14 protein-coding genes are annotated in these 22192 nt (G+C 73.9%); 13 read left to right on the top strand and 1 reads right to left on the bottom strand.

What is annotated here, in order from left to right:
• Window positions 1-170 precede the first annotated feature (170 nt).
• The 9 genes from AS857_RS04295 (at window position 171) to hemL (ending at window position 10888) form a co-directional block, all read left to right on the top strand.
• Window positions 171-1118, top strand: coding sequence for a DMT family transporter (locus AS857_RS04295; RefSeq protein WP_058041746.1), 948 nt, complete (start codon window positions 171-173; stop codon window positions 1116-1118).
• A gap of 195 nt (window positions 1119-1313) precedes the next feature.
• Complete coding sequence (locus AS857_RS04300) at window positions 1314-1856, top strand: helix-turn-helix transcriptional regulator (protein ID WP_058041747.1); 543 nt, start codon at window positions 1314-1316, stop codon at window positions 1854-1856.
• A gap of 147 nt (window positions 1857-2003) precedes the next feature.
• Window positions 2004-2750 (top strand): arylmalonate decarboxylase, encoded by a 747-nt coding sequence (locus AS857_RS04305; protein WP_245699617.1) that lies wholly within the window; start codon window positions 2004-2006, stop codon window positions 2748-2750.
• Window positions 2747-4015: an FAD-dependent oxidoreductase gene (locus AS857_RS04310; protein ID WP_063804154.1), complete on the top strand. Its 1269-nt coding sequence runs from the start codon at window positions 2747-2749 to the stop codon at window positions 4013-4015. Before AS857_RS04305 ends, AS857_RS04310 begins: the two co-directional genes overlap by 4 nt.
• A gap of 38 nt (window positions 4016-4053) precedes the next feature.
• The gene (locus tag AS857_RS04315; RefSeq protein ID WP_058041749.1) at window positions 4054-4863 is read left to right on the top strand and encodes an aspartate/glutamate racemase family protein; all 810 of its coding nucleotides are present in this window, start codon (window positions 4054-4056) and stop codon (window positions 4861-4863) included.
• Between the two features lie 9 nt (window positions 4864-4872).
• Entirely contained in the window at window positions 4873-5895 is a 1023-nt protein-coding gene (hemB, locus tag AS857_RS04320; protein ID WP_058041750.1) for a porphobilinogen synthase, read from the top strand.
• Between the two features lie 115 nt (window positions 5896-6010).
• Window positions 6011-7393, top strand: a complete 1383-nt coding sequence (gene hemA / locus AS857_RS04325) for a glutamyl-tRNA reductase (protein WP_245699576.1) — start codon at window positions 6011-6013, stop codon at window positions 7391-7393.
• Window positions 7390-9444: an acetate--CoA ligase family protein gene (locus AS857_RS04330; protein ID WP_058041752.1), complete on the top strand. Its 2055-nt coding sequence runs from the start codon at window positions 7390-7392 to the stop codon at window positions 9442-9444. The genes hemA and AS857_RS04330 overlap by 4 nt, the downstream gene beginning before the upstream one ends.
• Before the next feature lie 115 nt (window positions 9445-9559).
• On the top strand, window positions 9560-10888 hold the full coding sequence (gene hemL, locus AS857_RS04335) for a glutamate-1-semialdehyde 2,1-aminomutase (RefSeq protein WP_058041753.1): 1329 nt from the start codon (window positions 9560-9562) through the stop codon (window positions 10886-10888).
• 68 nt (window positions 10889-10956) lie between these two features.
• On the opposite strand, the gene AS857_RS04340 is transcribed toward hemL, so the two are convergent.
• On the bottom strand, window positions 10957-11373 hold the full coding sequence (locus AS857_RS04340; protein WP_058041754.1) for an organic hydroperoxide resistance protein: 417 nt from the start codon (window positions 11371-11373) through the stop codon (window positions 10957-10959).
• Between the two features lie 126 nt (window positions 11374-11499).
• On the opposite strand from AS857_RS04340, the gene AS857_RS04345 reads away from it, so the two are divergent.
• From AS857_RS04345 to AS857_RS04360, 4 genes are all read left to right on the top strand, one after another.
• The gene (locus tag AS857_RS04345) at window positions 11500-12573 is read left to right on the top strand and encodes a CaiB/BaiF CoA transferase family protein (protein ID WP_058041755.1); all 1074 of its coding nucleotides are present in this window, start codon (window positions 11500-11502) and stop codon (window positions 12571-12573) included.
• Between the two features lie 182 nt (window positions 12574-12755).
• On the top strand, window positions 12756-13775 hold the full coding sequence (locus tag AS857_RS04350; RefSeq protein WP_058041756.1) for a questin oxidase family protein: 1020 nt from the start codon (window positions 12756-12758) through the stop codon (window positions 13773-13775).
• Between the two features lie 223 nt (window positions 13776-13998).
• Window positions 13999-17787: a hypothetical protein gene (locus AS857_RS04355; protein WP_058041757.1), complete on the top strand. Its 3789-nt coding sequence runs from the start codon at window positions 13999-14001 to the stop codon at window positions 17785-17787.
• A gap of 3 nt (window positions 17788-17790) precedes the next feature.
• On the top strand, window positions 17791-22119 hold the full coding sequence (locus AS857_RS04360; RefSeq protein ID WP_058041758.1) for a hypothetical protein: 4329 nt from the start codon (window positions 17791-17793) through the stop codon (window positions 22117-22119).
• Window positions 22120-22192: the final 73 nt, after the last annotated feature.

A 22192-nucleotide genomic window follows, 5' to 3' on the forward strand; every position in this document is an offset into this window, starting at 1 on the left:
GAGCCCGGCCGCCGCACATCCCTCCGGGCCTCTGCCCGGCACGGTCGGTCCCGGCGCCGCAACTCCCCCGGATTTCCTCTGTTGCGCCCGGACCGGCCCTGCCCTCCATGAGACCGAAACGCCCCGAACGGCAGCCATGCCCACGGGGCGCCGCGACGCCGAGGAGAATCATGTCGAAGGGTGCCGTCCTGCGGCTTTCCGCACTGAGCCTGCTGTGGGGCTCCGTCTTCCTGTGGATCAAAATCTCCGGATACGCCTTCTCCCCCGTGGAGATGGTCTTCGTCCGCCTCGTCCTGGGCGCCGGCGTCCTGCTGACCATCGGCATGGCCAAGGGCCAGGGGTTCCCGCGGGACAAGAAGATCCTCGGGCACATGGCCGTGGCCGCCTTCCTCGGCAACGCCGTCCCCTGGCTGCTGTTCGCCGAGGGGGAGCGCACCGGCTCCAGCAACATCGCCGGCATCGTCAGCGGAACCGGCCCGGTGTGGACGCTGGGCGCAGCCGTCCTCCTCGGCTCCGAGAAGCGCCTGGGCGCCGCCCGCGGCTGGGGCATGCTCATCGGCCTGCTCGGCGTCGTCCTGGTCGCCGCCCCCTGGAGCGCGGGCACGCACGCCTCCACCAGCAGCATCATCTGCTTCGTCCTCGGCGCGGTCAGCTTCGGCAGCAGCTTCGCCTACGTCGGACGCTTCCTGGCCGGCCGCGGCATCCCCGTCTTCATGCTGGCCGGCGGCCAGCTCGCCATCGCCGCCGTCATGACGCTCGTCGCCGTGCCCTTCATCGGCCTCGAACCGGTCGAGTGGCGCACCGACTCCGTCGTCGCCCTGATCATCCTCGGCGTCGTCTGCACCGGCTTCGCCGTCCTCCTCAACACCATCATCATCACCAAGGACGGCGCCGCCGCGGCGGCCACCGTCATCTACCTCATGACCGTCGTCTCCGTCGTCCTGGGCGCCGTCTTCCTCGACGAACCGATCGGCTGGACCGTCCTGCTGGGCACCGCAGCCGTCCTCGCCGCCACCGCCCTGCTGCGCCGCAAGCCCGCCCCGGCCCCCGCCTCCCGGGCCGCCGGTGCCGCCCCGGCCCCGCAGGTCGGCACGGCCCCGGCCGCCGGCGCGAAGTAGCCCTGCCGGCACCGCGCCGACGGCCGCCCCAGGCGGCGTCGCCCCCAGGGGGCGGGACCCGGGAAGCATGCACCGCCCCCACGGGCGACATGCCCCGCCGTCCCGCCCCCTTCGCGTCTTCACCCACCCATCCCGCGCCCGCCGGCGGCCCCGCTCCCCGGCGACCGGGCGCGACGGAACCCCGAGGACTTCGCCATGACCTACGTAGTCGAGCGCACCTTCAGGACCCTGGACAGCCGCTTCGGCCGCCTGTGGAGCGCCCACGAGGCGTACCTGCACGCCCTTTCCGCCCGCGGCACCCTCATCGGCGGCGGCCCCTGGGACGGCGAAGGAGGGGAGATCCTCCTCATCGACGCACCCGACGAGATCTCCCTGCACCGCGCCCTGCGCCCCGACCCCCTCGTCCGCGAATCCCTCGTCGCCCAGTCCCGCATCCGCAGCTGGAACGTCGCCTACGGCCGGCCGGGCTTCACCGGCGGGACCGCCCAGAGCCCGCCGCCCGCCGCGGCCGCCCTCACCCCGCACGAGAGGAGGATCGCCCACCTCGTCCTGGCCGGTCACACCAACAAGGACATCGCCGGGCGCCTGGGCGTCTCCTGCCGGGCCGTCGAACAGCACCTCACCCGCACCTACCGCAAGCTCTCCATCCAGCGCCGCGCCCAGCTCGCCCCCGCCCTCGGGGCCGCACTGCCCACAGCCCTCGCCCCGGCCCCGCAGCGGGAGCAGCTGACTGCGTGATCCCGTAGTGCGAGGCCCAACGCCCCCGTCATACCGTCCACTTACGCCGCAGGGCACGCGGAACACCCGGCCCGCGGCGACCGAGGACTTCCCGCGGCCGCTGCCGCCGCCATTCACGCGAGAACAAGGGGGCTTCCTTCCGTGACCATGCACAGCACAGCCCGCCTCGGCGTCGTCGTCCCCTCCGGGAACGCCGCCGCCGAGCCGGAGATCGCCCGGCTCACCGCCCCGGCCATGAACCTGCACACCTCCCGCTTCCCCGTCCTGCCCGGTCACAGCCTGCGCGGACGCCTGGACATCTACAACGAGCAACTGCCGGACGTCATCGCAGGGTTCGGCGGACTGGCCCTGGACGCCGTCGTCGTGGCGTGCAGCGGCTCGCACTACCTCCTCGACCCCGAGGGCGACCGTGAGCTGTGCGACCGGATCGCGCAGACGGCCGGCTACCCCGTGGCCTCCTCCACCCTCACCACCCTCGACACGTGCACCGACCTCGGTCTGACCGACATCGTGCTCGTCTCCCCGTACGAGCCGTGGCTGACCGAACTCTCCCACCAGTACTGGCAGAAGGCCAGCCTGAACGTCACCCGGGTCGTGCCCGTCCGGGCGGGCGAGCGGTTCTCCCCGTACGACGTCACCACCGACGACCTCGTGCGCCAGGTCGACGCCGCAGGCCTCGCCCAGGACGCCACGCTGCTGTTCACCGGCACCGGCATGTTCACCTTCGAGGCCCTCCGCCGCATCGGCGACGGCAACGACCGCACGCTGCTCACCTCCAACATCTGCGCCGCCCGGTGGGCCCTCAAGCACACCGATGCCACGCCCGCCGGCCCGGACGGCGCACTTCCCGGGCCGCTGCAGCGCCTCGCCGACCGCGCCGGAAGCCGGGCATGAGCCCGATCCGCAACCCGGTCGTCGTCGTCGGCGCCGGCCCCGTGGGGCTGACCGCCGCCCTCGTCCTGGCCCGCGGCGGGGTCCCGGTCACCGTCCTCGAAGCGGCCGAGCAGCTCTCGACGGCCTCCAGGGCCTCGACGTTCCACCCCTCCACCCTCGACCTCCTCGACGAACTCGGCGTCGCCGCCCCCCTGCGCGCCGCCGGCCGTGACGTCACCGAGATCCAGTGGCGCGACGTCGACCGGAACCTCCTGCACCGCCTGTCCTACGCGCCCCTGGAGGGCCGCACCGCTCACCCCTACCGGGTCCATGCCGAACAGGCCCGGCTGACACCGCTCCTCCTCGACGCCCTCGCCCGCCATCCCCACGCCGAGGTCGCCTTCGGGCACACCGTCTTCGACCTCCGCCAGGGCCCCGACGGCCTGCGCGTGTGGACCCGCGGCCCCGACGGCGCCCGCGCCCCGCTCGCCGCCCGCCACGTCGTCGCCGCCGACGGCGCCCGCAGCACCGTCCGCGACCTGCTGCACCTGGACTCCCGGGCCCGCCCCTACCCCTCCTACGCCCTGCGCATCGTCACCGACACCCCGCTCGACGACCTCGTGCCCGGGCTGTCCCCGCTGACCTACGTCCGCGACGCGCGCCAGTCCTTCAGCGTGCTGGGCATGCCCGACCACTGGCGCCTGATCCACCGCATCCCCGCCACCACCCCGCGCGACCACGTCACCGCCCCGGCGGCCGTCCGGGCCATGGTCGCCCGCAGCCTGCCCGGCGTCGACGCCCGCATCCGCATACGCGACGCCCACACCTACCGCCTGGCCGCCTTCGTCCTGCCGCAGTTCCGGGCCGGGCGGATCCTGTTCGCCGGTGACGCCGCCCACCTGACGTCCACCGCCGGCGGCATGAACATGAACTGCGGGCTGCACGACGCCGTCGCCTACGGCCGCGCCCTGATCCGCCTGTACCGCGGCGAGGCCGCGGACCGCTCCCTGACCACTGTGGCCGCCGCCCGCCGCGCGGCCGTGCAGGAAGCCGTCATCCCGCGCAGCGAAGCCCGTACCGCCGGCATCGGCGACGCCACGGCCCTGCGCGCCGCCCTCGACGACATCGGCCGCATGACCGCCGACGCGGGCGCCCGCACCGACTACCTCGTCAAGGCGTCCCTCCTGGACTGCGCTCCCCGTCCCCGGCGCGCCGCGGCGGCCCTGAACCCCGGGCCCGGCACGGACCACGAGCTCCGGCAGCTCGGCACGGACCCCGAGCACTGACAGGCCGTCACCTGATCGTCATCTGCCTAAGGAACCCCATGCGCATCTGGTTTCACAAGCACACCGTGGAAGGCCGAATTCCGCTACTGGACCGGTGGTACCGCGAGCACCTTGACGCCATCGCCGCCCCCGGCACGGTCATCGACGTCCACACCCTGCCCGCCGACACCTACCCCGACAACACCCCCTTCGGCCTGGTCGGCCACCACGCCGCCCAGGTGCTGTTCTCCCAGCACTTCGCCCACGCCGCCGTGCGGGCCGAACGCGCCGGCTACGACGCCTGGATCACCGCCGCGGGCCAGGACCCGGGCCTGCGCGACGCCCGCCACCTCGCCGGCATCCCCACCCTCGGCTACGGCGAGAGCTCCTTCTTCCTCTCCGCCATGACCGGCCAGCGCTTCGGGCTCCTGGGCTTCATGCCGCCCCTCGAAGAGCCCATCCGCGCCAACATCACCCGCTACGGCCTGGACTCCCACCTGGCCGCCTACGAAGTCGTCCCCGGCGGCTGGGACGGCGTCCACCGTGCCCTCGACGGCGATTGCGACCCCTTCCTCACCGTCTACACCGAAGCCGCCGAACGCGCCCGCGCCGCGGGCGCCGAGGTGATCATTCCCGCCGAGGGCATCCCCAACGAGATCCTCTGGCACCTCGGCGTCCGCGAACTCGCCGGCATGCCCGTCGTCGACCCCGCGGGCCTGGCCGTCAAGCTCGCCGAACTGACCACCGAGCTCGGCCGGCTGGGCATCTTCGCCCGGTCCACCGCCGGCTACTGGTTCCACCGGCCGCCCTCCGACATCGCACACCACCTCGAAAAGGTATTCCTCGGCTCGATCCTCCAGGGAGCGTGAAAGACCACCATGAACACCCACCCCACCCTCGGCCCCGCCCCCGCCAGCACCCCCGCCGCGGCCCCCCTGCACCGCCCCCGGCGCCTGCGCCGGACCCCCCAGCTGCGCCGCCTGACCGCCGAGACCCAGGTCAACGCGAACAACCTCATCCAGCCCCTCTTCCTGCGCGAGGGCATCACCGAGCCCCGCCCCATCCCCTCCATGCCCGGCGTCTACCAGCACACCCGCGACAGCCTGCGCAAGGCCGCGGCCGAGGCGGTCGCCGCGGGCGTCGGCGGGATCATGCTCTTCGGCATCCCCACGGACAAGGACGAGCAGGGCAGCGGAGCCGTCGACCCCGACGGCATCCTCCAGACCGGGCTGCGCGACGTGACCGCCGAGGTCGGCGACGCCACCGTCGTCATCGGCGACATCAACCTCGACGAGTACACCACCCACGGGCACACCGGCGTCCTCGGCGCCGACGGCGACGTCGACAACGACGCCAGCGTCCTGCTCTACGCGCAGGCCGCCGTCGTCCAGGCCGACGCCGGCGCCCACATCGTCGCCCCCAGCGGCATGATGGACGGCCAGGTCCGCCACATCCGCGCCGCCCTCGACCAGGCCGGCCACCACAACGTCGCCATCCTCGGCTACTCCGCGAAGTACGCCTCGCACTTCTACGGGCCCTTCCGCGACGCCGTCGAATCCTCCCTGCAGGGCAACCGGCGCACGTACCAGCAGTACCCCGGCAACATCCGCGAGTCCCTGCGCGAGGTCGACCTCGACCTCGCCGAGGGCGCCGACATGGTCATGGTCAAGCCCGCCCTGGCCTACCTCGACATCGTCCGCCTCATCGCCGACCGCGTCGACGTCCCCGTCTCCGCCTACCAGGTCTCCGGCGAGTACTCCATGATCGAGGCGGCCGCCGAGCGCGGCTGGATCGACCGCGACGGCACCGTCGTCGAGAGCCTCACCGCCATCCACCGCGCCGGTGCCTCCCAGATCATCACGTACTGGGCCACCGAGTTCGCCCCGCGTCTGGGCCGCTGACCCGCCCTCCCGCCCCGCGCGGCGAACCTCCCTCCCCTGCCGGCCGGGTCGGCCCCCCTCCGCCCGGCCGGCAGGCACCCCGCTCCCGCCCGTCACACACCAAGGTGCACAGACCGTGGAACGACAGACCGTGGAACAACACACCGTGGAACGACACACACCCGACGACAGCCGGCTGATGGCCGTGGGCATCAGCCACGCCACCGCCCCCCTCGACCTCCTCGAACGCCTCTACGAGACCCGCCGCCCCCTGGAGGACCTGTCCGCGGACATGGCCGCCACCGAGGGCCTCGGCGCCTCCCTCGTCCTGTCGACCTGCAACCGGATGGAGGTCTACCTGGAGGCCGCCCCCGGCACCGACCCCGCGCCCGCCGTCTCCCGCCTGATCGCCGGCCACACCGGCGTCGACGCCGACGAGATCGCCCCCTACGCCTACGTCCGCGCCGCCGACGACGCGCTGCGCCACCTCTTCCAGGTCGCCGCGGGCCTCGACTCCGTCGTCCTGGGCGAGGACCAGATCCTCGGCCAGGTCAAGGAGGCACTCGACCGCTCCCAGCGCACCGGCACCGCCAGCAAGACCCTCAACCAGGCCGTCCAGGCCGCCCTGCGCGCCGGGAAGCGGGCCCGCAACGAGACCGGCCTCAACGAGGCCGGCCGCTCCCTGGCCACCGCCGGGCTGGCCTTCTTCGAGCGCCTCGTCGGCTCCCTCGACGGCAGGACCGCCCTCGTCATCGGCGCCGGCTCCTTCGGCGGCGTCGTCCTCGCCGCACTGCGCCGCTCCGGGCTGCGGACCGTCCACATGGCCAACCGCACGCCCGACAAGGCGCAGCGCCTGGCCGAGACAGCCGGCGGCACCGGATACCCCCTGGAGGACATCCCCCGCCTCCTGGAGGAGGTCGACGTCGTGGTCAGCTGCACCGCCTCCACCACCCCGCTGGTCACCCGCCGGCACGTCGCCGACGCCATGGCTCGCCGGGCGGGCCGCGAGCTGTACCTGCTCGACCTCTCCCTGCCCCGCAACATCGAGTCCGAGGCCGCGTCCGTGGAGGGCACCGTCCTGGTCGACCTCCAGCGCATCGCCGCGGAAGGCGGCGACGACGAGCTCTCCGTAGCCAGCGTCGAAGGCGCCCACCGCATCGTCGACACCGAGGTCGCCGACTTCAAGGCCGCCCGGCGCGCCGCCCGCGCCACCCCGATCCTCGCCGCCCTGCGCACCAGCGCCGCCGAGGCCACCGCCACCGAACTCGACCGGCTCAGCCGCCGCCTGGACGCCATGGACAGCGCCGCCCGGCAGGAGGTCGCCCACAGCGTCCGGCGCATCGTGGACAAGATGCTCCACCAGCCCACCGTCCGCGCCCGCCGGCTCGCGGGCGCCCCCGACGGCGACGTCTACGTGGACGCCCTGCGCGAACTCTTCGCCCCCGACCACGCCCCCGGCCATGCCGCCCCCACGGCCGCCCCCCTCACCGCCGCCAATGCTCAGGAGGTCATGGCATGAGCGCAATATCAGCCCTGTGGAACGCCCGGTCCATCGCCGTCATCGGTGCGACCGAACGCCCCGGCGCCCTCGGCCGCAAGCCCATGGACTTCCTCCTGCGCCACGGCTACGAGGGCCGCATCCTGCCCGTCAACCCCCGCGGCGGCGAGGTCCTGGGCGTCCCCGCCCACCGCAGCCTCACCGACGCCCCGGGGCCCGTCGACCTCGCCCTGATCATGGTGGCGGCCGACCGCGTCCCCGGCGCCGTCGACGACTGCATCACCGCGGGCGTCCCCCTCGCCATCATCGCCTCCTCCGGCTTCGCCGAGACCGGCGACGAGGGCACCGTCCTCCAGGACGACCTGGTGGCCCGCGCCCGCGCCGGCGGACTGCGCCTGATCGGGCCCAACTGCATCGGCGCCGTCAGCTTCAACAACCGTGTCCTGGCCACCTTCAGCCCCCTCTTCGGGGCCGAGAGCGTCCCCTTCGAGCCGGGCACCCTCGCCTTCGTCAGCCAGAGCGGCGCGCTCGGCTTCGGCGCAGCCAGCCTCGCCCTGCAGCGCGGCCTGCGCCCCGGATGGGTCGTCAGCACGGGCAACGACGCCGACGTCACCGCCCTGGAAGTGCTGCGCGAGCTGTCCGCCGAACCCGGGTGCACCGGCCTCCTCGGCTACCTGGAGGACATCCCCGACACCGCCACGCTGCGCCTGCTCGCCGAGTCCGGCAAGCCCGTGGCCCTGCTGAAGTCGGGCCGCACCGAGGCCGGCGGGCGGGCCGCCGCCTCCCACACCGGCGCCCTGGCCACCGACGACCGCGTCCTGGACGCAGCCCTGCGCCAGCTCGGCATCGCGCGCGTCGACGACATCGACGAACTCCTCGACGTCGCCCAGGCCTTCGAGTTCCCCCTGCGCCCCAAGGGCCCCAAGGTGGCGGTCGTCACCACGTCGGGCGGCTCGGGCATCCTGGCCGCCGACGCCGTCGAGGACGCCGGCCTCGAACTGAGCAGCCTCAGCGCCGAGAGCACCGCCGCCCTCGCCGAGATCGTCCCGCCCTTCGGTGCGGTCGACAACCCCGTCGACATCACCGCGACCGTCCTGAGCGACCCGTCGCTGTTCGACAAGTCCCTCGACGTCCTGATCGCCGACCCGTCCGTCGACATCATCATCGCCTGCTTCTGCGTGATGGCCGGCCCCGACGTGGAGAAGGCCGTCACCGCCCTGTCCAAGGCGGCCCGCAAGGGCGGCAAGCCCATCCTGGTGGCCCGCACCGGAGCCGACTTCCTCGCCCCCGACGCGCCCGCCCAGCTCCGCGAGGCGGGCCTGCCCGACTACCCCACCCCCGCCCGGGCCCTGCGCGCCGCCTCCGCGCTCTGGCAGGTCAGCCGCCCCCGCCCCACGGCGGCCGCCCCCGCCGGCGCCGGTGCGCCGGCCCCCGCGCCGGACGCCACCGAGCCGCAGCTCAAGGCCCTTCTGGCGGCCGCCGGAGCCACCGTTCCCCGGGGCCGCCTCGCCACCGGTCCCGAGGACGCCGCACGCCTGGTGGCCGAGCTGGGCGGCAGCGCCGTCGCCAAGGCCGTCGTTCCCGGGCTGCTGCACAAGTCCGAGGCCGGGGGCGTCCTCGTCGGCATCACCGAGGACGACGCGCCCGCGGCGTACGACAAGCTGGCCGCTCTCGGCGGCGGCGTCCTCGTCGAGGAGCTCGCCGCCGACGGCGTGGAGGTCCTCGTCGGCGCCCGCACCAGCACGCTGGGCACCGTCCTGACCGTCGGGCTGGGCGGCATCTTCACCGAGGTCCTCGACGACGTCAGCCACCGGCTGCTGCCGCTGGCCCCCGGCGATGCCGAAGCGATGATCGCCGAACTGCGCGGTGCCGCACTCCTGAACGGCGCGCGCGGCACGGCCCCGGCCGACACCGCCGCCCTCGCCCGTCTCCTGGAGCGGATCGCCCTGACGGTCCAGGACTGGCCCGAGGGCTTCGAGCTCGACCTCAACCCGGTGCGCGTCATGAAGGACGGCGGGGGAGCGGTGGTCCTCGACGCCGCGTACACGCTGACCACCGGCACCGCCGGCTGACACCGCCCGCACCCGTACCACCCCGGTGGAGCCGGCGGCCCCGTACGCCGGCTCCACCCCCTCCCGCCGCCCCCGGCCCCTCTCCTGTCCTCTCCCGTCGCGAAAGGCCCGTTCCATGACCGCCCCTGCCCACCCCGCCCCCACCGGTACCACCGCCATGTCCGACACGTTGTTCGCCCGCGCGGGCCAGGTCATCCCCGGCGGCGTCAACTCGCCCGTCCGCGCCTTCGGTTCGGTCGGCGGCACCCCGGTGTTCATGGCCTCCGCCCAGGGGCCGTACCTCACCGACACCGACGGCAACCAGTACGTCGACCTGATCTGCTCCTGGGGGCCGATGATCCTCGGCCACCGCCACCCCGCCGTCATGGACGCCGTCCGGGCGGCCCTCGCGAAGGGCACGTCCTTCGGCACCGCCACCGAGGGCGAGATCGCCCTCGCCGAGGAGATCACCTCCCGCGTCGCCCCCGTGGAGCGCGTGCGCCTGGTGACGTCCGGCACCGAGGCGACGATGTCCGCGATCCGCCTGGCCCGCGGGTTCACGGGCCGGACGAAGATCGTGAAGTTCGCCGGCTGCTACCACGGCCACGTCGACGCCCTCCTGGCCGCCGCGGGTTCGGGCCTCGCCACCTTCGCCCTGCCGGACACGCCCGGCGTGACCGGGGCCCAGGCCGGCGACACCATCGTCCTGCCCTACAACGACCTCGCCGCCGTCGAGAGGGCCTTCGCCGAGCAGGGCTCCGACATCGCCTGCGTCATCACCGAGGCGGCCCCCGGCAACATGGGCGCCGTCCCGCCCCTGCCCGGCTTCAACCAGGGCCTTGCCGACCTCTGCCGGCGCCACGGCGCCCTCTACATCTCCGACGAGGTCATGACCGGCTTCCGCGCGGCCCGGGACGGCTGGTACGGGCGGGACGGCGTGGCGGCGGACCTGTTCACGTACGGCAAGGTCATGGGCGGCGGCTTCCCGGCCGCGGCCTTCGGCGGCCGCGCCGACGTCATGGAGCACCTCGCCCCGGCCGGCCCCGTCTACCAGGCCGGCACCCTCGCCGGGAACCCGGTCGCCACCGCCGCCGGGCTCGCCACGCTGCGGCACTGCACCGACGACGTCTACGACCGCCTGGAGACCGTCTCCGCCACGATCGGCAGCCACGTCTCCTCCGCCCTGGCCGCCGAGGGCGTCGACCACCAACTGCAGTACTCCGGCACCATGTTCTCGGTCTTCTTCGCCTCCGCGCCCGTCACCGACTACGACGCGGTCAGGGCCACCGAGGCGCACCGCTACCGCGCCTTCTTCCACGCGATGCTGCGCCAGGGCGTCTACCTGCCCCCCTCGCCGTTCGAGGCGTGGTTCGTCTCCGCCTCCCACGACGACCGTGCCGTGGACCGGGTGCTGTCGGCCCTGCCCGCGGCCGCCAAGGCGGCCGCGGCGGCGGAAGCGGCCTGAGCCGTACGCGCCGCTGCCGGGCCCGGTGACGTTCCCGGACCCGGCAGCGGCGCGAGCTCAAAGGCCGTTCAGGACGTCAGCGAGATGCCGACCCGGATGCTGTCGCGCACCGCCTTGGAATACGGGCAGCGCCCGTGGGCCTGCTCCACCAGGGAGCGCGCGACCTCCTCCGGGACCCCCGGCAGGGCGACGACGAGGTCGGCGCTGATCGAGTACCCGCTCTCGTCCCGCTCCAGATGGACCTGCGCGGAGACCGTGTCCCCGGACAGGGCCACCTTGGCCTCGCGGGCCGACAGCCGCAGGGCGCTGTGGAAGCACGCCGCATAACCGGCCGCGAACAGCTGCTCGGGGTTGGTGGAACCGCCCGGGCCGCCGACCTCCTTGGGCGCGGCCAGCCCCAGCTCCAGGACACCGTCCGACGAGCGCACGCGTCCGTTGCGGCCGTCGCCCGCCGACACCACACCGGCTGTGTAGACAACTCCCACGGGAAAACACTCCATTCACGATCGGAGAGCAGGAAAGGAAACACCCGGAACCTAGAAAACGGCTGCCCCGCAGGCCATACGGAACCCCGAACCGAACTGATCAGAAAAGGAAATGAGGAACCCGGAATGGGCCCCCTGAACTCCCTGCGCGTCGTGGAACTCGCCGCCGGCGCCCCCACCGCCTACGCCGCCACCCTCCTGGCCGACCTCGGCGCGGACGTCGTACGGATCGACCGCCCCGCACCCGGCGGCCGCCACCACGCCGCCGACCCCCTCGGCCGCGGCCGCCGTTCGTTCGCAGCCGACCTCAAGGACGAGAACGACCTGCGGACCGTACGCTCCCTGATCGACCGGGCGGACGTCTTCCTGGAAGGGCTGCGCCCCGGCATGTGCGAGCGCCTCGGGCTGGGCCCCGACGCCCTCACCGCGAGCAACCCGCGCCTGATCTACGCCCGCCTCTCCGGATGGGGCAGGAGCGGGGCCTGGGCCCAGCGCCCGGGCCACGACATCAGCTTCCTGGCCATGGCCGGCCTCCTGGACGGCGACCGCCCCGCCGATGCGCCCCCGGCTCCGCCCTCCACGTATCTCTCCACTTTCGCCGGCGGAGGCATGCTCCAGGCCCTCGGCATCCTGGCCGCCCTCCACGAACGCAGCCGCTCCGGCCGGGGCCAGGTCGTGGACGCGGCGATGGTCGACGGCGCGGCCATGCTGGACGTGATGGTCCGTCAGTGGCGGGAGCTGCCGGGCATGACCACGGTGACCGACGCCCCGTTCTACACCACCTACGTCTGCCAGGACGGCCTGTCCGTCGCGGTCGGCGCCATCGAGCCGCGCTTCTACGACACGCTCCTGGAGTGCCTGGCCCTCGACCCGGCCGCCCTGCCCGACCGCGCCGACGAAACCGCCTGGCCCGCCCTGCGCGCACGCCTCGCGGAGGCCTTCGCGGAACACCCCCGCCACCACTGGACGAAGGTCTTCGACGAGCACGAGGCCTGCGTCGTGCCCGTCCTGGACGCCGCCGAGGCCCCCGGGCACCCGGCCCTGCAGGAACGGGGCACCTTCGTCGAGGTGGCCGGCGCCCACCAGCCCGCCCCGTCCCCGCGCTTCGGCCGCACCCCGGCGGCCACCCCGGCCCCGGCCCCCGCGCCGGGCGAGCACACCGCCGAGATCCTGGAGGCCTGGCAGGCACCGACGGGGTGAGCCCCCGATCCACCGGCGGCCGGAGAGGACGGGGCCCCGCCTCCTCCGGCCGCGCGGGGAGCGCGCCGCGCCGACCGACCTCTACGGCTGACGGCGTGCAACTCGAGACCCAGGCCCTGCGGCACGGACTCCGGTCCCCGGGACCGATGCGGAGTCCGGCGGGCCTGCATAACGTGTTCGGTATGAACGCCATCGACACGAGCGGTGTGCTCGACGAAGCGCTGGAACGCCTGCACGCCTCGGGTCCCGAGCGGCTCGGGCGGCTCACCAACCACGCCCCGATGGTTGCCGAGGCCCTCGTGGCGCACGGCCGGCCGGCCGCGGTGCACCGCTGGCTCGACCGCTACGAGGAGCACCTCGAGGACTTCCCCACGCCCGTGGCCCCCGTCACCGACGCCGACTGGGCCACCGCGCTGGGGGACCCGCGCCGGGTCGCCGACTGGATCGCGTACTTCACCCACGCTCTCTCCGCACAGGACTGGAGGAGCCTCCTCGCGACGTGGTGGCCGCGTCTCCTGCCCGGGATGTTCGGAGGGTCCACCCACCCCGTCATCCGGACCGGCCACGCCGTCCGCGCCCTCCTCGACCACGAGGAGAGCGAGCCCCGGCTGACCGAGCTGGCGCACGCCCTGGGCTACTGGGCCGCCCGGCACCACCCCCTCTCCGGCGTCACGTGGCTTCCCGGCGCCGCGGACGCGGACGAGACCCTGGAGGCCGTGCCCCCGATCCGTGCCCGTGAGGGAGGGTTCCCCACCCGGCTGGCCCTCGTCGGCCGGCTGCCCGTCTGGTCCGGTGACGTGACCGGTCCCGACGAGGCCCGGCAGCGGCTCGCCGAGCTGGTGCGCGCCACGACCCACCGCTACGCCACCCACGGCCACGGCGAGGCGACCATGCTGGTCCACGCGGCCACCGCCCCCAACGCCGTACTGCGCAGCCTCCGCGCCCTCCCGCGCACCCTGTGGGTGCCGAGCCTGCACGCGGCATGGCAGGCGTCGGCCGCGGTGACGGCGATGTACGCCCCGGAGCAGCCCGTCGCCGCGGCATCTCCCGGGCGCATCTCCGCGGGAGAAGTCCTCGAACGCGCCCTGGCGCACGGCGACGAACACGTCATCAAGCTCACCGACACCGCCCTGGACGTCGGCGACGAACAAGCGCTCGCCGCCGCACTGCGTGCCGTCGAACTGAGCGCCCCCCTCTCCTGACGCCGGACTGCCGGCCACCGGCCGAAACCTGCTGGGCTGGTGGGACCGGTGGTTTCAATGGGGCGGGAACCACCCGTAGTTGCGAGGACAGGCACTCGTTCAGCCCAATACCTGGTGCGCCATTCGGGGTATGTGACATGTGGTACCCGGCCGGTATCGGTGTCTCGGATCCGGCACGCTCGTTTCTCGAGCACCCGCCCGGCGTACGGCGACAGGGGGCGAGATGAGCACACCCGCACCGATCCGCATTCTGCGCGGCACCGACCTGCTGGACCTCTCCTTCGGATTTCCTGGGCTGAAGATCGACGACTCCGGGGGGAGGCGGCGGCTCGTCCGCGCGGATCCGCAGCGGGAGGGGCTGCTGGTCGTCACCTTCGGCCCCCAGCACGTCGTGGAGCAGGCGTTCAGCGATCAAGTGCCGGGCGAGTCCAGGGAACTCCCGGTGGACTCCCGGATCAGCGGCAGAAGCGTGCTGGTCTTCGAGGTCGGTCCGCAGGACTTCATCGCCTACAGCGAGGAGGGGCTGCTCGACGCCATGCGCAGGCTCCCGATGCGCGTGGTCGACGCGGCCCGTGAACCCGAGACGGCACCGCTCGCCGTCACCATCCGGCAGGCCGGCCGCGGCGCCGGTGACAGCAGCGACTTCAGTGACAGCGGCGACGGCCGTGACGGCACAGCCAGGGCCATCGCCCTCGTACAGCTCCTGCGCACCACCGCCGAACTGACGGCCCGCTACGGCCTCGACGCCACCCTCGAAGCCGCCGCCGCGGCGGGAGCCGTGATCGAGACCTCGCCGATCGAGACCCCACTGACCGCGCCCCCACTGACAGCGTCACCACCGACCGAGACCGCACCGATCGAGACCACACCCACCGAGACCTCGCCTCCCGGCCGTGGCGAAGCCGCCCCGGCCGCACCCGCGGTGATCCGCCCCCAGGACCCCCTCGCCGACCCCGACCACCCCGCCACCGGCATCGAACTGCCCTACCGCCTCTACCTGTCCCCCTCCCAGAAGGGCCGCTGGACGCACCGGTCGGCGATCGCCGGTCCCGGCCCGGGGGAGCGCGTCGAGCTCTGGCACACCCGGCTGAACGGCGCCCGGGTGCGCGCCGTGTGGGACCGGGAGGGCGGCCGGACCCCCGGCCCCGTCGAGCCCTCCCCCTTCAGGGAGCCCATGACGCCGCGGGACCGGCACGACATCGTCGAGCTCACCGCCAACGGCGGCCTGCTCAAGCCCGACGGGCAGCCCTACGTGCCGAAGCCCGTGGACGTGGGCAACCTGATGCTCTCGGCTGTGGGCGGCTGGCTGGACAGCCTCGGCACGTGGCCGGAGCGCCCCGTGGGCGTCTCGCTCTCGGAGTGGCGGCACCGCGCCTCGATGGGCCGGGACCACTACGTCAGGGTGATGCGGGAGGGGTACCTGTGCCCGTTCGGGCACAAGGCGGTCCACGTCCGGGTCACCGAGCGCAAGTTCGGCGACCCCCGCGGCACCTATCTGATCCAGCGCGAGTTCGTCGTGGTCCGGCAGCCGCTGCGCACCTACGACCCCGGCACCCCGCTGCCGGCCGGCCCCGAGCCGGACAGCGATCTGGCGAACGTGCTGTTCCCGTTCACCAGCGTGCGCGTCGACACCGTCGTGACGCCGGATCTCCTCCCGCCCGCGGACCCCACGAAGTTCTTTCCGGCGACCGGCTCCGAGAACCCGTACCAGTTCAAGATCACAGCCGTCGACCACGCGGGGCGGATCGTGGAGTTCCGCACCCCGCTGCTCTTCCTCGACGAGACCAAGGCCTTCGGTGCCGAACTCGCCGCCGCCGTGGCGGAGTACAACCGCAAGGACCGGAACCCGCCCACGGCCGCGACGCCCGCCGCCGCGGTGGAGGTTCCCGTCGAGACCGGCGCCGACCTGCTCGGGCAGTCCGTGGCCCTCGCCCCCTCGGCCAAGCCCGACGACACCCGGCTCGAGGTGGCGCAGATGGTGTGGGGCATGGCGGCGCCTCCGGCCCTGGCCGGCCCCGGCAACCCGTCCGTCTCGAGGAACGCCCAGTTCGTACCGCAGCTCCGCTGGGCCCACGCCAACGTGCCCGCGGTCAGCAGCCTGTCCGGCGCCGACGCCACGGTGCCGGTGGCCTACGCCAAGCGCTACGCCCTCTCCGGCTTCTCGCAGGCCACCGACCCCGTCCGGCAGGCCAACAAGGGCCAGGTCTTCCTCAGCCTCCTCACCCCGGCCGGCTCGCCGCTGAAGCTGGACTTCCGGAATCAGCGCGACCGTTCCGGAGGGCTCTCGGCGCCCAGCATCGCCGTGGCGGGCCTGTCCCGGCTGACGGGGCCCGTCTCCGGCGTCGCGGCCGCCGCGGGCGGGGACCCGCTCGAACTCCTCGCGAACGGCACCTTCCAGCCGGACGGGTTCTTCCGCCCGCTGGACGGCATCGACACGATCGGCCCCAACCTGCTGGGCCTGATCCCGCTGGCGAAGGTGATCAAGGCGGTGGAGGGGCTCGGCAAGCTCCTGAACGTGCCGAACTTCTTCACCGAGACCATCACCGCCGTCACCGGCTTCCTCTCCGACCTGGGCCGTGTCCGGGAGCTGATCAGCCACGAGATCGGCCGCTACCCGGCCGCGGCCCGCCGCGTCGTCGACACCGCGGAGACCTTCGTCAGGACCGTCGGCGACTTCATCGCGGAGCGGCTCCCCGGCCGCCCGCCCCCGACGACCCGGATGCGGGACGTCGACAACGCCTTCAACGCCTTCGCCGCCGCCCTGACCGACCTGCTGGCCGCCCTGCCCGCCGACGCCGACCCCGGCGTCCGGGCCCTGCTGACCCGCGTCCGGCAGCAGGTCGCGACCTGGACCACCGCCGGGCAGGCCATCGCCCTCCGCGACGCCGTCGAGAAGGCGGCCCTGGGCGCCAGGCTCCCCGAGGCCGTCAACGCGCGCCTGGAGTGGAGCCCGGCGATCCAGAAATATCCGGCCGACGTGCCGGTCTTCGTCCCGGACGCCGACGGCCGGTTCTCGGTCGTCGTCGACCTGCGCGGATCCCTGCGCTCCGACCTGTCCGTCGGCGCGGACGTCACCTGCAGCCTGGAGCGCTTCAGCCTCCTCCTCGTACCCGCGTTCAACGCCCTGCAGCTGTCGTTCCGGCACGTCCGCTTCAGCGCACGCGCGGGCAGGAAGCCCGACATCGACGTCGTCCTCGAGAGCGTCGACTTCATCGGGCCCCTTTCCTTCGTCCGGACGCTGCGCCGGCTCATCCCCGTCGACGGCTTCAGCGACCCGCCCGCCATCGAGGTCACGCCCTCGGGCATCACCGCCCGCTACGCCCTGCCCCTGCCGAACCTCGCCATCGGGGTCTTCAGCCTGGAGAACCTGCGCCTGGGCGCCTACCTCGACCTGCCGTTCATCGGCCGGACGGTGGAGATCGGCTTCTTCTTCTGCACCCGCCAGGCGCCCTTCCGGCTCACCGTCTCCCTGCTCGGCGGCGGGGGCTTCTTCGGCATCGTGCTGACCCCCGAGCGGGTCGCGGTGCTGGAAGCGGCCCTGGAGTTCGGCGCCGCGCTGTCGATGAACCTCGGGGTGGCGAGCGGGAGCCTGTCGGTGATGGCGGGCATCTACTACCGCCTGGAGCTGCCCTCCAACGCGTCGCGGCTGACCGGGTACTTCCGGGCCCGTGGCGAGGTCGACGTCCTCGGCATCGTCTCCGCCTCCATCGAGATCTGCCTGGAGCTGACCTTCGAGCCGCCGAACACGGTCTCCGGCCGGGCCCGGATCTCCATCAGCGTGCACATCGGCTTCTGGTCGCAGTCGGTCACGATCGAGTGCGAGAAGCGCTTCGTGGGCTCGTCGGCCTCCCTCACCGCCCCGACCGGCGAGGCTGCCCCGGCCATGGAGGCGATCGGTGCCGGCCGTCCGGTCACCTTCGCCGAGATGATGGCGCCCTACCCCGACCCGGTCACGGGTGTCCGGCGCGACCCCGTCGCCGAGTACTGCACGGCCTTCGCGGAAGTGAGCTGAGCCATGCCCGAGACGATCCGGTGGACCGTACTGCCCGACGGGCCCGCCGCCGACGGCAAGCTCCGGCTGACCGTCCTGGTCAGCCCGCGCCTGACCGGCGGGGACACCCTCAGAGCCTTCCGGAGCTTCCTGGACTGGCCCGGGACCCTGCGCGCCTGCGCGGCGGCGCTCCAGGTGGAGTTCAAGGGCCCCGGCGGGACGGTGGCGGTGCCCACCGAGCCGCAGACCGGGCGCTTCCCGCCCGCCGACAGCGCCCTGTGGCCGCAGCTGTTCGGCCCCGACACGAAGGTGAGCCCGCCCGGAGGCGCCCTGGCCGCCGCCCCCGAGGGGCCGCCCGTCCTGCGCTCGTTCCCCAGCAGGGCCGTCCACGAGCAGATCAGGGGGCTGTACGAGGCGGCGGTGACCGCCACGGCGGAGCGCCGGGCGTTCCCCGGCAGCGGCGGTTCCGGGCAGGCGGCAGCCTCGGCCGCCTCCGGCCCCGGCACGGGCGCCGGAGCCGCCCCGGCACCGCGGGGGAGCTGGGACCACCCCGAGCAGGGGGATCTGCTGGACAACCTCACCGGCACCATCCTGGGCTTCTCCCGGGACGTGGCCACCGGTTACGGCCGGCTCGACAGCCTGATCCGCGGGACGTCCGGCACGTCGGACACATCCGGCACGTCGGACACATCCGGCCCGTCCGACGGCGGCGATCCGCACGCGGCCCCGGCGGCGAACCCCTACCGGCCGCTGCACATGGACCGCAGCAGCGCCTCGTACCGGGAGGACAGCGCCCTGCTGGGGCTCGCCGAGATGTACCGCTTCTACGACCGCGCGACGCCCGCGCGCCCACCGGCCCCGGCCACCGGCCGGGACGGCGCAGCCGCCGACGGCCCCGCCGACGCGGCCCCCGCGGACCCGCCTCCGCCGCCCCCTCCACCGGTGCCTCCGGACCTCGACTTCCACGCCGCGTGCGCCCTGCTCGCGGACTACCCGGAGCTCCTGCGCCGCTTCGGCCTGGCCCTCGACCTCCTGGTCACGCCCCCGCCCGGGCTCGCCGACCGGTGGCAGGCGCGGGTGTCCTTCACCGCCCCCCACGGAGGGCTCAACGCCGACGAGAGCCTGCGGCCGTGGACCGCGCTGCGCCACGTCGAAGGCCGCCGCTTCGAGGCGTACGCGGCCGACGACGGGCTCTACGGGCACCGGATGCTCAAGCTGGGCGCCGACGAGGTCCACACCCTCGACCTCGACGTGGACGGCGCGGCGATGAAGTACGTGGAGTTCTCCCGCGTCCTCGACCAGCTGCTCACCCGCGCGAGCGATCCGGCCAAGGCGAACTCCGGCGACCCCACGGCGCTCCCGGCGCTGCACGGCGCGGGCCTGACCGTCCTCTACGAGGGCCGCGACGCCTCGCTCGCCGACCAGATGGAGGCCGACGCCCGCCACACGGCCGGAGTCGGCCCCGACGGCGGCCCGGTCGCCTCGGCGGTCCTCGACGCCGCCCACCTGGTGCGCGGCTACCGCGTCGACGTCGGCGTCGTCGACGAGGCGACGGGCCGCGTCGTCGCCTGGTTCCCCCTGTGCGCCCGTACCGGCGACTACGCCATCCGGCGCGCCGGCCTGCCGCCCGTGCCCATCACGGCGGGCCCCGACGAGGGCCACGTCAAGGCCACCGCCGTCACCCGCGACAAGCAGGGCGTCAACCAGCTCTTCGTCCACCAGGCGCTCTTCGGCTGGCACGGCTGGAGCCTGGCCGCGCCCCCGCCCGGCCGGACCATCGGGGCGGACAACCTGCCCCGGGTGCCCGATCCCGAGGTCTCGGACCGCTTCCCGCTGGACGTCAGGTTCCGGCCGACGGCCGGAACCCTGCCCGCCCTGCGCTACCGCCGCACCTACCGGCTGCGCGCCCGGCTCGTCGACCTCGCGGGCAACAGCCTCGGCCCCGGCGCCCCGGCCGTGGAGGGCACCGCGACCGACCCGGTCACGTACGGGCGCTGGGAGCCAGTCCCGCCGCCCGCGATCGTTCCCCGGTGGCCCTTCCTGGAAGGCGAGTCGGAGCCGAGGCTGGTCATCCGCAGCACCGTCGACGAGGACGGACGGCCCATGTCGCCGCTGGAGTGGGCGCAGCGGAGGAACGCCGAAGTGCCCGACCACGGGCCGGGCGACCCCCTCGACGGCCCCGACCGCCGCTACCGGCACTTCGACGAACGGCACGTCAGCCCGCCCAAGTCCGCGCTGCTCATGGCGGAGCAGCACGGGCAGTACGACGGCGCCTTCGGCCCCGGCAGGCCGGATGCGGTGCGCGAGGCGTACTTCGCCGCCGCCTCCCGGGAGTCCGGCACCTATCTCGACACGGTCGTCCGCCTCGCCGAGAACCCGCGCGTCACCCGCGACCTGAAGGCCCGGCACGAGATCCACGTCGTCAAGCACAACCCGCACGACACCTCTTCCCTCACCGGGCTGCCCGTCGAGCGCGGCAGCGGCCTCAAGCAGGGCGAATACGTCATCCACAACGCCGATCAGCTCCTGCTGCCCTACCTGCCCGACGTCCTGGCGCGCGGCGTGTCGCTGCGCGGACTGCCCGGCACGAACGCCCCTGAGACGTACGACTTCACCGGGCCCTGGCCGCAGGCGCGGCCGCTGCGGCTGAGGATCGAGGAGGGCGACGGCCCGCCGACCCCGCCGCGGGGCGGCGTCGTGACGGTCTTCCTGCCCAAGGGCGAGACCGTGACGGTCCGCATGAGCTGCCGGGTCGACGCCGCGGACCTCGGTGTCTTCCGCATCTGGCAGCTCCTGACCGGCTCGCCCCTGTGGCAGGACCCGGTGCGGCTGCCGCAGCAGAAGAAGGACGAGCTGACCGCCGCGGCGGCGGCCGGCGAGAACTGGATGATCACGCCGTGGGTGGACGTCACCCTGGTGCACGCCGTGGAACGGCCGCTGGAGCCCCCGGCGCTGGGCGAGCTGTCGTTCTTCCGCGAGGAGGGGAAGACCTCCGCCGAGCTCTCGGGCACCGTGCACTCCCACGCGAAGAGCACCGGCCGGATCGACCTCGACGCGACGTGGACCGAGTGGCACGACGACGTGACCGAGCCCGCCCCGCAGCAGGTCACCGGGCACGCCCACGTGGGCGAGGTCACGGTGGAGCCCTTCGAGGACGACCTGCGGATCGGCGGCTTCCGCCACGAGGTGCGGCACGAGTTCCGCGACACCCGGCACCGCAACGTGACCTGCACCCCGACCGCGACCACGCGCTTCCGGGAGTACTTCCACCCGGCGATCACCGACCGGACCGAGCTGATCACCAACCGGGGTCCGGACAGCCGGGGACCCTCCGGCAACGGCTGGCCGGTGCTCAGCACCCGCCGTCCCGAGCCGCCCGGGGTGAGTCACCTCGTGCCCACCTTCGGCTGGGAACGCACCGTCGACCGCGTACGGCACCAGGTCACCCAGGTCCGCCGGCACGCCGGGGTCCGCGTGTACCTCAAGCGCCCCTGGTTCTCCTCCGGTGACGACGAACTCCTCGCCGTCGTCCTCGACCCGGGCAGCCGGCTGCCGGCCGAACTCGTCACCCGGTGCGGCATCGACCCGGTCTGGGCGGACGACTCCGTCCTGCCCCGCCTGCGGCCGGGCAACTTCCCGAACGCCGGGCGCACGGCCTCCGGCGTGCTCGCCGAGCGGGTGGGCAATGCCCCGGTGACGGTGCCGCTCGTGGCATTCGCTCCGGAGTTCGACCGGCCGTCGGGGCTGTGGACCTGCGACATCGACGTGGACCTCGGCGACCTCGCCGACAGCCCCGCCTACTTCCCGTACGTGCGACTGGCGCTCGCCCGCTACCAGCCGTGGTCCCTCGACCCGCTGCACCTGTCGAAGGTCGTGCTCTCGGAATTCGTCCAGCTGCTGCCCGACCGCACGGTCACCGCCGCCATGACGGCGGGGAACCGGTTCCGCATCGAGCTGAGCGGCCCGGCCGCCGCCAACGCGGCCGGTGAGGCGGCCGGGACGGGCTCGACGGCGATGGCCGCGAGCCGCCGTGTCCTCGCCACGGTGCAGAAGCGCGGCAGCGGAACCGGCGACCTCGAATGGACGGCCGCCGGCTCTCCTGTCGAACTGACCTGCACGGCGCGCGGCACCGGCTTCGTATGGGCCGGCGAGGTCACCCCGCCGGCCACGGCGCTGCTCACCGAATACCGTCTCCTGATCGAGGAGTACGAGACCTACCTCACCGACCCGTCCACGGCCACCGGCACGATCACGGCCGGCGGCACCGTACGCCCGGTGGGGCGGCGGCTCGTGCACGCCGATTACTTCGGCCTGACGGTGACGCTGCTGGGCCGGATCGTCCTCCAGAAATGAGAAAGGAAAGACGTATCCGACCGGCGCCGCTCAATACCTCGGGGTTTCCCCGACCCGGGGCTTCAATTCCTCG

This window comes from Streptomyces roseifaciens (assembly GCF_001445655.1).
GTDB lineage: Bacteria > Actinomycetota > Actinomycetes > Streptomycetales > Streptomycetaceae > Streptomyces > Streptomyces aureoversilis.

Excerpts from the sequence above, each read along its gene's own strand:
- AS857_RS04295 (WP_058041746.1), top strand. The coding sequence starts at position 171 with ATGTCGAAGGGTGCCGTCCTGCGGCTTTCCGCACTGAGCCTGCTGTGG.
- AS857_RS04300 (WP_058041747.1), top strand. The coding sequence starts at position 1,314 with ATGACCTACGTAGTCGAGCGCACCTTCAGGACCCTGGACAGCCGCTTC.
- AS857_RS04305 (WP_245699617.1), top strand. The coding sequence starts at position 2,004 with ATGCACAGCACAGCCCGCCTCGGCGTCGTCGTCCCCTCCGGGAACGCC.
- AS857_RS04310 (WP_063804154.1), top strand. The coding sequence starts at position 2,747 with ATGAGCCCGATCCGCAACCCGGTCGTCGTCGTCGGCGCCGGCCCCGTG.
- AS857_RS04315 (WP_058041749.1), top strand. The coding sequence starts at position 4,054 with ATGCGCATCTGGTTTCACAAGCACACCGTGGAAGGCCGAATTCCGCTA.
- hemB (WP_058041750.1), top strand. The coding sequence starts at position 4,873 with ATGAACACCCACCCCACCCTCGGCCCCGCCCCCGCCAGCACCCCCGCC.
- AS857_RS04330 (WP_058041752.1), top strand. The coding sequence starts at position 7,390 with ATGAGCGCAATATCAGCCCTGTGGAACGCCCGGTCCATCGCCGTCATC.
- hemL (WP_058041753.1), top strand. The coding sequence starts at position 9,560 with ATGACCGCCCCTGCCCACCCCGCCCCCACCGGTACCACCGCCATGTCC.
- AS857_RS04345 (WP_058041755.1), top strand. The coding sequence starts at position 11,500 with ATGGGCCCCCTGAACTCCCTGCGCGTCGTGGAACTCGCCGCCGGCGCC.
- AS857_RS04350 (WP_058041756.1), top strand. The coding sequence starts at position 12,756 with ATGAACGCCATCGACACGAGCGGTGTGCTCGACGAAGCGCTGGAACGC.
- AS857_RS04355 (WP_058041757.1), top strand. The coding sequence starts at position 13,999 with ATGAGCACACCCGCACCGATCCGCATTCTGCGCGGCACCGACCTGCTG.
- AS857_RS04360 (WP_058041758.1), top strand. The coding sequence starts at position 17,791 with ATGCCCGAGACGATCCGGTGGACCGTACTGCCCGACGGGCCCGCCGCC.